The following is a 13,865-nucleotide window of genomic DNA, read 5'->3' on the forward strand; positions in this document are numbered from 1 at the left end:
ATACAAAGAGTATTTAGTATCCAGCGTTCTGAGTGACGTTGCTGTATTCACTATTCCTTTCTAACTGAGGAATAGGGAAAACGAATAGATTATTAGGTACAGTTCGGTTATTTGCTGGATTAGTCGCTCCTGTTCGGCTATAATAAGGTACAGGATCTCCCCAACGGAGCAAATCCCAATAACGAAGACCTTCTCCTAAAAGTTCCCTAAGTCTTTCCTTCTTGAGTTCATCCAAAGTTACAGTTGCTGCTGCAGTAAGCCCTCTTTGTGTTCTAAGTTGGTTATAATAAGTAAGCGCAGAGGCTGCATTTCCTTTTTTCAGATAAGCTTCTGTTGCATTGAGCAATACCTCCTCATAACGCACCAACTTTACATTGGATTTGGATTGCAAGTCAGAGAATTTTCCATCTAAATAATAACCATCATCGCTACTTCCTACGACAAGACCTTTTCTTACATCATCATCTTCATACAAGCCATAAGCATAATCTGTCAGTAAGATTGTCCCATAACCACTACTATTGAACAGATATTCATAAGATTCAGCACCAAGAGAGCCATTAACACCGACAGCCAATTCAAATACACTATTGGTAGCGCTTGGTTTAGTAAAAGAGGTCTCCAGATCCGCTGCTGGTACTACAGAATATTTCCCAGAGGTAATGATCTCCTGAGAAAGAGAAATTACTCTCTCCCAATTTCCTTTATAGAGATAAAAACGAGACTGGTAAGCCTTTACTGATAAAGGAGATAATTGAGTTTTATTTGTAGCATCTACTAAATCAACAAGCGTTGTTCCTTGAGAATCAGCTACTTCTTGGAACAAATTAAGTGCTTTTTCCCAATCTGCTTCTATTTGGGCTTCTGTCTGTGCAATAGTTGCCCGAGAAGAGGAAGCTGTAGGGTTGTATTCCAAAGGAAGAGGAACTCCTAAATCACCTCCTGCATATTTCTGTCCATAAAGGCGTAGCAAATCAAAGAAAGCAAGTCCTCGAATAGCATAAGCCTGAGCTTTAAGGCTTTTAACCTCATTAGCTATTTTTGTGGTATCATTACTCTGTAGCCAAGTAAGATTATTAGCTGAATTAATAACGATATTTGCATTGGCCACCACCCTATAAATGGCATCCCAAGTCCCACGAGCATTTCCGTTATTGGCATCCATCGTATAGGTGCTTTCCCCTCTAAAGCGTCCTACGGCCAAGTTGTTATACATCTCATCAGAACGTACTTCTCCATAAGCCAAATAATAAGCTCCTAAATAATTCATATTACGCATTCCAGCATAAGCACCATTGACAAATGAGGTCAATTCCTCCACCGAGGTAAGAGGTTCTGCATTTTTAGACTGATAAAACTTAGTCTCTGTAAAATCCTTACTGCAAGAGGTCAGTGCTAATCCTCCCATAAGGAAAATAGAAGTATATAATATTTTTTTCATTTTTCTACATTTTATAGGTTAACATTTACCCCAAAACTATATGTTCTTAGGGAAGGAAGTGCAAAGGAAGTTTCTCCACTTATGTTCAAGTCTGGATCTCCTTTGAAATTTTTATCAAAGTTATGTGTCCATACATTGTTTCCTAACACATAAAATTCTAATCCTCTAAGATAGGTTCCTTCAAGCCATTCTGGTTTGAGCTTATAAGAGAATCTTAGTGTTTGTAATCTCACAAAATCTCCTTTGTATTGATAACGGGTAGAAAAACCTGTTGCATTTTTGTTTCCTTCGTTCAATACAGGTTTAGGATCCCTTGCATTTTTATTTTCAGGAGTCCAATAGTTTCCTATCTGAGACCTATAACCTGGATAATTTAACAACAATCCTCCATCACTATTGACATAAGAAGCGAACACATCTATTATTCTATTTCCTCCAGAATAAGTAAAGTCAAGAGAAAGGGTAAAATTCTTATAAGAGAGCTTTGTATCAAAACCGCCATAGAAAGTAGGCATTGGGCTTCCCTGCAATGCATACCCTGCTTTGTTATAATCCTTGGTTGTTTCTCCTCCTTCTCCATTGACATACCACAAAGGATCTCCATTATCAGGATCTACACCTGCCCATTTCTTCATCCAAAAAGAATTAACTGCTTCTCCTTTTCGTATGATACGACTACCAGATATGATCTCTTGTTTGTCTCCATAAAGTTTAGTTACTTCATTTTTTAGCGTGGTGAAATTTCCTCCCACACTCCAATTGAATCCATCACCTTCATTTTCAACTACTTTAGCATTGAAGGTAAGTTCTAATCCCTTGTTAACCATCTCACCTATATTCTTATATACACTTCCTCCAGAAGAGCCTTGTGCTCTGGAAAGAGGTACAGCAAATATCATGTCAGAGGTTTTCTTATAGAAATATGCTGCTGATAGAGTAATTCTATCCTTTAAGAATCCGATATCCAAACCTACATTCAGAGGAGACAAGGTTTCCCAACGAAGATCTCTATTCTCTACTCCATTGACATTTCCTCCCACCTGTTCATTATAATTAAGCAAATAAGAATAAGTCGCATAAGGGAAAACATCCACCATATTTCCTACAGAACCATAAGAGGCAGACAATTTCAATTGAGAAAGAGCTTTAGATTTCTTTAGAGCTTCCAAACGAGCAAAATCTACCCCTACTCCTACAGAACCAAAATATCCTGTTTTATTTTCTTCCCAGAAATTAGATACACGATCCTGACGACCAGAAAGGTCTAAAAGGAACAACTTATCATAATCATAATGGAAAGTAAGTGCATATCCACCTCGAGAACTTACAGCCTTTGTTCCTGATGCATCACGAGGTTTTATGAAGTTTGACAAAGTAGTTAGCCCACTAGGTCCTACATTACTCGCTGAAGCAGAAAGTCTTCTAACATCTGACTTATAGGCTTCTTGTATAAGATTTACATAAAAATTATTTTTCTCCTTATATTTGAAATCATAAGAAAGTATATTTTGCACATTAAAGCTAAAATAACGACTTGCATACCAGTTACTCAATCCACCTTCATCTTTACCATCACCATGAAGAGGTGTTAGGTATTTATCCTCCATAATATCCACATATTCTGGAGCGAAGACGAATTTGTAGGTAAGGTTCTTTAATATTTTGTAATCTGCTTGAAAATTTCCAAAAGCTCTTGTTGTTTGTGATTGTATATAATTAAGATTTTGAAGAGCTACTACATTATAGAATCCATTGGAAAGTTTTCCTCCTCTACCCCCATAATTCAAACTTCCATCCGTTTTGTAAGCACGATCTGTAGGGCGCAATAGATACTGTCCTAAGATAGGATTCGCATAATCTCCTCCACTAGGCATAGTCATTGTTTGGCTATAAGAAAGCTGTATATCTGTAGCTAAAGTCAAACGGTCATTAGCCCTATAAGTGATTTTATTACTATTAGTTACACGATGAAATCCTGTCTGTTTTACTATACCATCTTGCTTATAATACCCCAAGGAAGAATAATAGTCTATTCTATCTGTTCCTCCTGATACTGATCCATTTAGTTTTTGCACAAGAGCCATACTGTTTTCTGATTCTTTGCGCCAATCAGTACTAATATTTCTATTTTTGTATAAGGCCTGAAGGCTTCTTCCTGTAGCAGCAGTACTCAATGTTCCTGCTTCAAGGGCTGCCAAGAGAGCTGCTTTATCATTATTAGGGAATAACCTTGTTCCTTCTTTTGTATTCAAATAAGCATCATAGAGCAGACCAAGCCACTGAGAAGTAGAAAGGTTTTCTTCTCCTTTGAGTGCTCGTGATACGACCCCTACTTCACTATTAAAATTATATTTTGCCTCTCCTTTTTTACCAGATTTGGTAGTGATGATGATCACACCAGCTCCCGCATCAGCTCCATAAGCTGCTGTAGAGACCGCATCCTTCAGTACTGTGATACTTTCGATATCATCATCATTAAGATTGGCTAATATGTTAGAAGATGTCGCCCCTGAAGTAAGGCTTCCTTGATTAACCCTCACACCATCTATAATATAGATAGGATTGGTACGCCCATTGACAGAGGCAATTCCTCGTATACGGATGTTAGCCGCTCCTCCTGGTTGACCTGTGGTCACTCCTCCTTGGACTCCTGCTACTTTCCCCGTAAGAGCTTTATCAACAGAAGCCGAGGCACTATTAGAAAGATTATCCACCTTACCGATAGAACCGGTAGCTTCCTTGACTGCCTGCTTCTGCCCGAAGCCTACAAAGACAAATTCAGGGATTTCCTCCACATCCAAAGCAAGCAACACATCCCATTTTTTAGTTTTGGCCGTTACTTTGTGGACTTGGGTTTTGTACCCCATAGCGGAGACTTCTACCTCATCTCCATCTTTTACTTTCAGGGTATACACCCCATTCTCATCTGTTGAGACTCCCTCACTTGTTCCCTTGATAATTACAGAGACACCAAGCATAGGTTCCTGATTCTCATCCCTCACTACCCCTGTTAGGGTCTTCTTCTGAGCGAAGGACACTTGCAACACTCCTATAAAAAAGAGCATAAAGTAAACTACGTTTGTTTTCATACATCAATTTATTTTAACGACCTTGCAAAATTACAAAAAGAAATCATATAACAATATTTTTTAAATTATATTTAACTAAATAGATTAATAATTATATTATTATCAATTCAAAGGAATTATTATTGATTAATGCGTATTTTTAACTTTATTTAGCTAATATATAAGCATTTACAAAGGTTATAAAGCGTTAATTACGCACGATTAAGTCACTTTATTAAATAAAAAATATAATTATAAATAATTAATTAATAACTATTCATTTTATAAATGTAAATAATGCATAATATAGAAACAAATACTTTATTATCCTTTTTTCTCAGTATAATACAAAAAAAGAAAGCTATCGAGATGATAGCTTTCTTTTTTATTACAAAGGAGTTCCTTCTTTTGTTTTGAAACGATATTCTAAATAGGAGTAGGCATCTCTTGGGAGAATGCTTACCCATCTTTTATACTTAAGGAACCACTTAAAACGTATCGAAAAAATACCTTTGGTAAGGTAAGCGGCAATAAATGGATGTAGGTTCAGGGTAATCCTTCCGTTGTAGTTGCTTTGATAAATAATTTCTTCCAAATCGGTAGTCATACGTTCTATCAGGGTGATAGGAGCATCTACCTCATCTAATTTGCTAGGGTTTTCTTCTTTTGTTTTGATGTTGATTTCGGGGCGTACTCTTTGGCGTGTAATCTGAATAAGCCCGAACTTACTTGGAGGCAGTATCTTATGCTTGGCACGATCGTCCTTCATCTCTTCACGTAGTGCATCGAACAACTTTTGTCGGTTCTCTCCGTTACTCATATCAATGAAATCGACCACGATGATCCCTCCCATATCTCTTAGCCTCAATTGGCGTGCAATTTCTGTAGCTGCGATGAGATTCACTTCGAAAGCAGTAGTTTCTTGGTTTTCTGCTTTATTAGAATGGTTTCCACTATTGACATCTATTACATGAAGTGCTTCAGTATGTTCTATAACTAAATAAGCACCTTTGGTCATGGAGACAGTACGTCCTAGACCTGTTTTTATCTGTCTTTCTATATGGAACTTTTCGAAAATAGGCACTGAGGACTTGTAGAGCTTAACAATATTAAGCTTATCGGGAGCTATTTCTTGCAAATAATCTCGAATCTGGGAATAGAGTGACTCATTATCCACATGGATTCCGGTGAATGAATCATCGAACATATCGCGTAGTAGCGCTCCTGTTCTATTCATTTCACTAAGAATCTTCGAAGGGAAGGTTCCTTGCGCTATTTTTTTACACATTTGTATCCAGCGCTCGAAGGAATTTTGTAAGTCTTTATCCAAGTCCGCTACTTTCTTGTCCTGAGCTACGGTACGGATAATCACACCGAACCCTTTGGGTTTGATACTCTGTACTATACGCTTTAGTCGTTCTTTCTCAGCCTTACTTTCTATTTTCTGAGAAATAGAAATCCTTTCTGAGAAAGGCACCAATACCAAATAACGCCCAGCTATGGAAAGCTCAGAACTTATACGAGGTCCTTTGGTTGAGATAGGTTCCTTGACTATTTGTACCAAGATAGGTTGTCCTGCCTTGAGCACCTCCGAAATAGCCCCATTTTTATTAATATCAGGCTCTTGTTTGAAATCTTTCAAGGAATAATCCTTAATCTTTCCAGAGGAAACCTCCTTGATAAATTTGAGCAAGGAGAGCAGTTGAGGACCTAAGTCGTGATAGTGCAAGAAAGCATCTTTCTCATACCCTACATTCACAAAAGCCGCATTCAGTCCCTGAATAGGCTTGTGAATCTTAGCAAGCATAATATCCCCTACCGAAAGTCCGTTAGCATCTTCCTCTTTATGAAGTTCTACTAAGCGACCATTCTTAAGTAAAGCAAAATCTACATCAGAAGCCCCAGAACGAATAATTAATTCTTTGGTCATTCTGTTATGATTTTATTATTACAAATTCAGTTAAGATATATCAATATCTATTTTATATTTTCAAAGAACGAAAAAACGAGAAAAAGTAGTTATAAAACTACTTTTTCTTTTTGTGTCGGTTAGCTCTCGCTCTTTTTTTACGTTTATGCGTAGCTACTTTATGTCTTTTTCTTTTTTTTCCGCTTGGCATATTGCTAAAAATTAAAAATTAATACTCAGTTATTTTTTCTTTGCTTTCGCTTTTGATTTTGTTTCTACTTTCACCTTAGTTTTTACAGATTGTACAAACACTTTTGCTGGCTTGAAAGCAGGAATATTATGCGCAGGAATAGTAATAGTAGTGTTTTTAGATATATTCCTTCCTGTTTTCTCTGCTCTGGTTTTTACAATAAAACTTCCAAAACCTCTTAGATACACATTATCTCCTTTTTCTAAAGAATCCTTGATTCCTTCCATGAAGTGCTCCACTACATTCTGCACTTCTGTTTTTTCAATCCCTAACTTTTCTGAGATTTTTGCTACAATTTCTGCTTTTGTCATATTTCTTTATTTTTAAAGACCACAATAATATTTATAGTATGTTCGATCTAAATTAGGCTGTTTTATTCAAAAATAACACCCTTATTTTTATCGTTGTTTTCGGAGTGCAAATATACGAATAAATTACAAACCAACAAGTTAATAAAAAAATTTTTTTTATCCTCACCTTGCTTCTTCGATATATTTCTTTAATATATAAAAATATTTACTATTAAATTAATTATTATCAGAAAATAAAACCATAAAAATACCTTCTTTGAAATATAACACTACAATCTACACTTCTTGTATATTGCTTAGTTATAATCAGAGCTATTATCATGAGTTCGATATTTAGGGTAAACTTACAATCTAAATAATCCATAACTACAAAAAACATATATAATTCACAATCTATAGAAAGTGTTTTGTTATATCAAACTTGCTTTATCATAGAAAAAAATGCGCTTATTTGTTAAAATACCATTTTTTACTCAATTTTTTCTTCTTACTAAAAAACCCCACAATATACTATTAATCAGTATATTAAACTATATTATAGAGAAAAAAATCATTTATTTAATGTTAAACATGATAAAAAAAGTAGGTGCATATAAAAAAAACTAATAATTTTGCCCCGAAAACATAAGTTAATTCCTATGAAAAAGATTTTATTACTACTCGTAGCAGGTCTTATGGCTGTCTCTTGTAAAACTCAAGGAACCATTGCTAAGAGTACACAAGGGACTCGTCAAGCCAACAAAGTAATCAAGGGAGAATGGACACTTTCTTCTATTACTTACAATGAAAAAGGAAAGTATGAAATTACTTTACTTAATGATACTTCTAAAGAATGCTTTGAAGGAAGTTATTGGAAATTTGTTCCAAACAACTATCGAGGTATCTATACCATCAACAATACAGGCTGTGCAAGCGGAAATCGTCACTTTATCTTCACTGTACAGGAGATGGACAAAACTACAGGCTACTATGATTTCTTGCTCAAACCGACCAATGAGAAATATCAGTCAGAAACTAATGCTGGAGTACGCTTACACTTAGCATATCTTTCTGAAAATGAAATGCGTTGGGAACAGACCGTTCGTGTGGATGGTAAGCCTTTCATAATTACAATGAACTTTACTAAAAACTAAACCTAACTATTATGACAAAAGTATTCAAAAACATAACATTATTCTTAGTAGCAGCTTCTCTTTTGGTAAGCTGTGAAGCCTATAACAACTCCAACAAGACCCAGCGTGGGGCTGTAATCGGAGCTGCTGGTGGAGCTATCCTTGGAGCTATCCTTGGTAACAATGTAGGTAGTGGAGGTAATAGCGAACTTGGAGCTGTTATCGGTACTGCTGTAGGAGGTGCCGCTGGAGCTGTCATAGGGAACCAAATGGACAGACAGGCTAAAAAAATCGAGGAAGAGATTCCTGGAGCTGAAGTAAAACGTGTAGATGATGGTATCGTAGTTACTTTCGATGAGAAAAGTGGCGTTACCTTTGAGTTCAACAAAGCTGACCTTACTTCAGAAGCAAAGACCTTACTTACCAAAATGGCAGGTGTACTCAAAGAATATCCTGATACCAATGTGATTGTAGCAGGTCACACTGATAGCAAAGGAAAACCAGCTTACAACATGGGACTTTCTGAAAGACGTGCCAAAGCGGTAACTAACTTCTTCACTGCCAGTGGACTCAAAGCTTCTCGCTTCACTACCAAATGGTTTGGAGCCACTCAGCCAGCGTATGACAACTCTACCGAAGAAGGACGTGCTAAAAACCGTCGTGTAAATATTGCTATCGTTCCTAATGAAAAAATGAAGGAAGATGCAAAAAAACAAGCTCAAGAGTAAATTTTCATAGTTATTATTGTTTTAGTTATTCTATTTGAAAAGAGGTACAGCAATGTGCCTCTTTTTTTGTTATATTTCTTTATGAGAAATAAATTTTTATTCGTACATTTGCCAAAAAATAGAACTATATGAATAGTATTACTTCCACCGATTTTTCTTTTGAAAATCAAAAATCGCTCTACAAAGGAAAAGTACGTGATGTATACTCCATAGGGGAAGACCTCTTGGTAATGATCACGACTGATAGGCTTTCGGCTTTTGATGTTATTCTTCCCAAGGGAATTCCTTTCAAAGGACAGATTCTCAACCAGATAGCCAGCGAGTGCATGGAGCAGACCAAGGACATTGTTCCTAACTGGCTTTTAGCTACTCCCGACCCCAATGTCTCGGTGGGTATGTGCTGTACTCCCTTCAAGGTCGAAATGGTGATCCGTGGCTACTTGGCAGGACATGCTGCTCGTGAGTACCAAGCTGGTAAGCGTACTCTCTGTGGGGTAACACTCCCTGAAGGGCTTCAAGAAAATGCCCCTTTCCCCTCCCCTATCATTACCCCTTCTACCAAGGCGGAGAATGGCTTACACGATGAGGATATCTCCCGTGAAAATATTCTCAAAAAAGGTATCGTATCGGAAGAAGATTATGCAGTTATAGAAAAATACACCTATGATCTCTTCAAAAGAGGAAGTCAGCTAGCACTACAAAGAGGACTAATTTTGGTAGACACTAAGTACGAATTTGGCAAGACTAAGGAAGGTACTATAGTTCTCATAGATGAAGCTCATACTCCAGACTCTTCCCGCTACTTCTATGCTGATGGATATGAAGAACGCCTCAAGAGAGGGGAACCACAAAAGCAACTCTCAAAAGAGTTTGTCCGTCAATGGCTCATTGAGAATGGATTCCAAGGTCGCCCAGGGGAGAAAATCCCTGAAATGACTCCAGCTCATGTGGCTTCCATCTCAGAGCGATATATAGAACTCTACGAACACTTATTAGGAAAGAAATTTATCAAATCCGATACCACTAATATACAAGAACGTATCTATAAAAATGTAAGTGAATATTTGCGCAGCTTACTCTAATATTCTACTATTCACGCTTAATCTTTTTACACCCATGAATATACTTCTATTAGGTTCCGGAGGTCGAGAGCATGCCTTTGCCCATAGTCTCTCACAGAGCCCTCTTTGTGAAAAACTCTATATAGCACCAGGCAATGCTGGTACTGCTTTAGTGGGAGAAAATCTTGCCTTTGCCGCAACCGACTTTGCAGCTATCAAACAGTGCTGTTTGGACAAACAAATTTCTTTAGTGGTAGTAGGCCCCGAAGACCCTTTGGTAAAAGGAATTGTAGATTTTTTTAGCCAAGAGACTGCTCTTTCCCATATAGCCATCGTAGGCCCTACCCAGAGGGGGGCTACCCTGGAGGGTAGTAAGGAATTTGCTAAGGAATTCATGCAACGACACCAGATTCCTACGGCACGCTATGCTAGCTTTACCAAGGAAACTATCACTGAGGGCTTACACTTTTTAGAAACCATGCAGGCTCCTTATGTGCTCAAGGCTGACGGTTTGGCAGCTGGCAAAGGGGTTGTCATCTTAGAGAATCTACAAGAAGCCCAAGCCGAACTGAAGAAAATGCTTCTAGAAGAAAAATTTGGCAACGCAAGCCAAAAAGTGGTCATAGAAGAATTTCTAAGAGGGATAGAGCTCAGTTGTTTTGTCCTGACCGATGGAGATTCCTACTTGGTACTCCCTACCGCCAAGGACTACAAGCGTATAGGCGAAGGGGATACTGGTCTGAACACAGGGGGTATGGGAGCTGTCTCTCCTGTGCCTTTTGCCGATGCCTCCTTCATGAAGAAGATAGAGGATCGCATCATAAAACCAACTATTGAGGGACTCAAAAAGGAAAAAATCACTTACAGAGGGTTTATCTTCATTGGTCTTATCAAAGTAGGAGAAGATCCTTATGTGATAGAATACAATGTCCGTATGGGCGATCCTGAAACAGAAGTAGTACTCCCCCGTATACAAACGGACTTGGTGACTCTCTTGGAAGCTACAGCAAAAGGGAAACTCAGGGATGTCTCCCTCTTGATAGACCCCAGAAGTGCTACTACCGTAGTGGTTGTCTCCGGTGGGTACCCTGAAGAATACCAAAAAGGAAAAATGATCTCTGGACTTGATACTCAGGGAGAGAGTCTCGTATTCCATGCAGGTACTTCAGAAAAGGAAGGAAAGATAGTTACCGCTGGCGGACGTGTACTAGCTATTACTTCTTTAGACACTAATTTTAAGGATGCCCTAAAAAAATCATATAGTCAGATTGAAAAAATTTCCTTCGAAAATATGTATTACCGAAAAGACATTGGATTAGATTTGTAGTCTCTGATAAACCAAAAATATGAATAATTTGATAATGCAAAGATATGCATAAGCATATTTTTGCATTATTTTTTTAACTATTTATTCCCTCATAGCAATAAAAACAGCACAACTTACCTTAAAATCAATTATTTATAATCAATAAAAATTATTTTATTTTATTTTCGTATACAAAAAAATTTTTTTAACTTTGCCTAAAAATTTAATTACTTTAATTATCTTAAAAAAATCAAACATGAGAACGATTATTTATTGTATGTCTCTTTTCCTTGTTCCTGTATTTGCCTTAGCACAACAAGCTACTTTTAAAGGAAAAATTTCTGCTGAAGGGAAACCTGTCTTAGGCGCTGATGTTATCCTTCGCAAAGGACAAGAGATAAAAGGTACCTCCAGCCAAGCCTCTGGGGATTATCAGGTAAAGGTACCTGCCGGCACCTACAAGCTTACCATTTCTTCAGTAGGATTCAAGACTATTACTCAGGACATTTCCTTAACTGAAAACGAGGTACTTTCCAAAAATTTCTCTCTTGAGAAAGACCTGTTGGAGATAGACCAAGTAGTAGTTACAGCCACTCGTAACATTATCCCTCAGTATAAGTCGCCTGTGGTGGTCAGTAAGGTTACAGGACATATCTTTGAAACCACCCAATCACTAAGTCTTGCAGAGGGATTGAACTTTACCCCTGGCTTGCGTACAGAAACCAACTGTCAAAATTGTGGTTTTAACCAACTGCGTATTAATGGATTAGAAGGTTCTTATTCTCAGATATTAGTAAACGGTCGACCTGTATTTTCCTCATTGGCAGGAGTTTATGGATTAGAGATGATTCCTGCCAATATGATTGACCGTGTGGAGGTTGTCAGAGGAGCTGGTTCTGTACTCTATGGAGGAAATGCCATAGGAGGTACGGTAAATATCCTTACCAAAGACCCTACCCGCAATACTTTTTCTGTAGGAAATAGTCTATCACTTCTAAAAGATGGCTCTCCTGATAACACCCTCTTTGCGAATGCTTCTGTTGTTTCTGATGATTTTGACAAAGGACTCACCCTCTTTGCCTATCAACGCAATCGTAAACCTTATGATAGTAATGAGGATGGTTATTCTGAAATCACCAAACTACACAATACCACTTTTGGTGCAGATGCTTTTTGGAACCCTACAGAAAACAGCAAAGTAAAACTCAATTTGAACAGTATCAATGAGTTTCGACGTGGAGGAAACAAATTTGATCTACTCCCTCATGAATCGGATATTACCGAGCAATTACGTCACCGTATTCTTGCAGGAGATTTAGCTTTCGAACGATTCTCTGATGATCTTGTTCATAAATTTTCCCTATATACCTCTGCACAATATACCGATAGAGATGGATATTATGGAGGTGGTTTAGGTTATGCCGTCAATAGTAAAGCTGATTTCGATAACCTCAGTGCAGATGACCAAGAAGAATACTTCAAAGCACTGGCCAAGTATGGGCATACTACAGAACTCGTAGGCGTAGGAGGTGCTCAGTATGCTTACACCATCACTCCTGAGCTGAATCTCTCTTTAGGTAGTGAATACAAATATGATAAGGTAAATGACAATTATATAGGACAAAATCGTTCTGTAGACCAAGTAGTACGTACCTATGGCAACTACTTACAGGTGGAATGGAATCCGGCTAAAAAACTTACTTTGTTGGGTGGAAGCCGTTATGACTATGTAGATATCAAAGGTAGCTACCGCTTTGCAGGGGCGGATAAGGATTCTAACAAACAAATATCCAAATTTGTTCCACGCCTTACCGCCATGTATGATATTACTGAGACACTCAAACTACGAGGTTCCTTTGCACAAGGCTATCGAGCTCCACAAGCTTTTGACGAAGACCTACACACCGAAGTGTTGGACGGAGATCCTATCTTTGTGGAATTGGACAAAGACCTCACCAGTGAAACATCTAATAGCTACACAGCTTCTCTGAACTATACTAAAAGAGAAGGAAATACCCAAGCTAACCTTATCTTGGAAGGATTCTACACCCATATCAACAACCGCTTTATCAACCAAGATCTTACCGATATAGGCAATATCAAGCACAAGTTAAAGACCAATGCAACAGACCATCTCAAGATCATGGGCGTAAATGTAGAAGCAAATTTTGCTTTCGGTTCTCAGTGGATATGGCAGACAGGATTCACCTATCAGCAATCTCGCTTTTCCGAGCAGCAAACCATTTGGGAGAATGAAGATCCTACAGATCCTAAGAAAATCTCCTCCGACCGTGTAATGCGTTCTCCTGAACTATATGGCTATACTACCCTATCCTATACCCCTATAGCAGCACTAAAACTCAGCTATAATGGAGTATTTACCGGACAGATGTATGTTCCCCACGTGATTGAAGCTCAGTCAGGAGAACAAGTTATAGTAAAGTCTCCTAACTTCTATGAACAAAACCTCAGAGCTGCTTATACCTTCTCCCTCACAGACAATTACAAACTGGAGGTATTTGCTGGTGTGAAGAATATTTTTGACCAATATCAAAAAGATTTTGACAAGGGTAAAGATCGTGATGCCGATTACATCTATGGTCCACAACACCCACGTACTTACTTCATGGGACTGAAACTTTCTCTGAATTAATTGCGTTCTTTCAACAAAATAATAAC

Annotated in this window: 9 protein-coding genes; 5 read left to right on the plus strand and 4 right to left on the minus strand. The window is 37.9% G+C overall.

Features of this window, described 5'->3' with window-relative positions; all coding sequences use genetic code 11:
* Positions 1-13: 13 nt before the first annotated feature.
* The 4 genes from CGC50_RS03615 to CGC50_RS03630 form a co-directional block, all read right to left on the minus strand.
* Positions 14-1,441 (minus strand): RagB/SusD family nutrient uptake outer membrane protein, encoded by a 1,428-nt coding sequence (locus tag CGC50_RS03615; RefSeq protein WP_095909718.1) that lies wholly within the window; start codon positions 1,439-1,441, stop codon positions 14-16.
* A gap of 11 nt (positions 1,442-1,452) precedes the next feature.
* Positions 1,453-4,530 carry a SusC/RagA family TonB-linked outer membrane protein gene (locus CGC50_RS03620; protein ID WP_095909719.1) on the minus strand — a complete coding sequence of 1,026 codons (3,078 nt, stop codon included), beginning with the start codon at positions 4,528-4,530 and terminating at the stop codon, positions 1,453-1,455.
* Between the two features lie 367 nt (positions 4,531-4,897).
* Positions 4,898-6,439 carry an Rne/Rng family ribonuclease gene (locus CGC50_RS03625; protein WP_095909720.1) on the minus strand — a complete coding sequence of 514 codons (1,542 nt, stop codon included), beginning with the start codon at positions 6,437-6,439 and terminating at the stop codon, positions 4,898-4,900.
* Between the two features lie 219 nt (positions 6,440-6,658).
* Positions 6,659-6,979, minus strand: a complete 321-nt coding sequence (locus CGC50_RS03630; protein ID WP_095909721.1) for an HU family DNA-binding protein — start codon at positions 6,977-6,979, stop codon at positions 6,659-6,661.
* Between the two features lie 638 nt (positions 6,980-7,617).
* Between CGC50_RS03630 and CGC50_RS03635 the strand changes: the two genes are divergently transcribed.
* The 5 genes from CGC50_RS03635 (at position 7,618) to CGC50_RS03655 (ending at position 13,839) form a co-directional block, all read left to right on the plus strand.
* Positions 7,618-8,112 carry a lipocalin family protein gene (locus CGC50_RS03635; RefSeq protein WP_095909722.1) on the plus strand — a complete coding sequence of 165 codons (495 nt, stop codon included), beginning with the start codon at positions 7,618-7,620 and terminating at the stop codon, positions 8,110-8,112.
* 11 nt (positions 8,113-8,123) lie between these two features.
* Complete coding sequence (locus CGC50_RS03640; protein WP_002670772.1) at positions 8,124-8,819, plus strand: OmpA family protein; 696 nt, start codon at positions 8,124-8,126, stop codon at positions 8,817-8,819.
* A 128-nt stretch (positions 8,820-8,947) separates the two neighbouring features.
* Complete coding sequence (locus CGC50_RS03645) at positions 8,948-9,901, plus strand: phosphoribosylaminoimidazolesuccinocarboxamide synthase (RefSeq protein WP_095909723.1); 954 nt, start codon at positions 8,948-8,950, stop codon at positions 9,899-9,901.
* Positions 9,902-9,935: 34 nt separating this feature from the next.
* Positions 9,936-11,207: a phosphoribosylamine--glycine ligase gene (gene purD, locus CGC50_RS03650; RefSeq protein ID WP_095909724.1), complete on the plus strand. Its 1,272-nt coding sequence runs from the start codon at positions 9,936-9,938 to the stop codon at positions 11,205-11,207.
* Between the two features lie 235 nt (positions 11,208-11,442).
* Positions 11,443-13,839 (plus strand): TonB-dependent receptor, encoded by a 2,397-nt coding sequence (locus CGC50_RS03655; RefSeq protein WP_095909725.1) that lies wholly within the window; start codon positions 11,443-11,445, stop codon positions 13,837-13,839.
* The last annotated feature ends 26 nt before the right edge of the window (positions 13,840-13,865 follow it).

Origin of the sequence: Capnocytophaga gingivalis (genome assembly GCF_002302415.1) — a bacterium.
Classification (GTDB): domain Bacteria; phylum Bacteroidota; class Bacteroidia; order Flavobacteriales; family Flavobacteriaceae; genus Capnocytophaga; species Capnocytophaga gingivalis.

Excerpts from the sequence above, each read along its gene's own strand:
- CGC50_RS03615 (WP_095909718.1), bottom strand. The coding sequence starts at position 1,441 with ATGAAAAAAATATTATATACTTCTATTTTCCTTATGGGAGGATTAGCA.
- CGC50_RS03620 (WP_095909719.1), bottom strand. The coding sequence starts at position 4,530 with ATGAAAACAAACGTAGTTTACTTTATGCTCTTTTTTATAGGAGTGTTG.
- CGC50_RS03625 (WP_095909720.1), bottom strand. The coding sequence starts at position 6,439 with ATGACCAAAGAATTAATTATTCGTTCTGGGGCTTCTGATGTAGATTTT.
- CGC50_RS03630 (WP_095909721.1), bottom strand. The coding sequence starts at position 6,979 with ATGACAAAAGCAGAAATTGTAGCAAAAATCTCAGAAAAGTTAGGGATT.
- CGC50_RS03635 (WP_095909722.1), top strand. The coding sequence starts at position 7,618 with ATGAAAAAGATTTTATTACTACTCGTAGCAGGTCTTATGGCTGTCTCT.
- CGC50_RS03640 (WP_002670772.1), top strand. The coding sequence starts at position 8,124 with ATGACAAAAGTATTCAAAAACATAACATTATTCTTAGTAGCAGCTTCT.
- CGC50_RS03645 (WP_095909723.1), top strand. The coding sequence starts at position 8,948 with ATGAATAGTATTACTTCCACCGATTTTTCTTTTGAAAATCAAAAATCG.
- purD (WP_095909724.1), top strand. The coding sequence starts at position 9,936 with ATGAATATACTTCTATTAGGTTCCGGAGGTCGAGAGCATGCCTTTGCC.
- CGC50_RS03655 (WP_095909725.1), top strand. The coding sequence starts at position 11,443 with ATGAGAACGATTATTTATTGTATGTCTCTTTTCCTTGTTCCTGTATTT.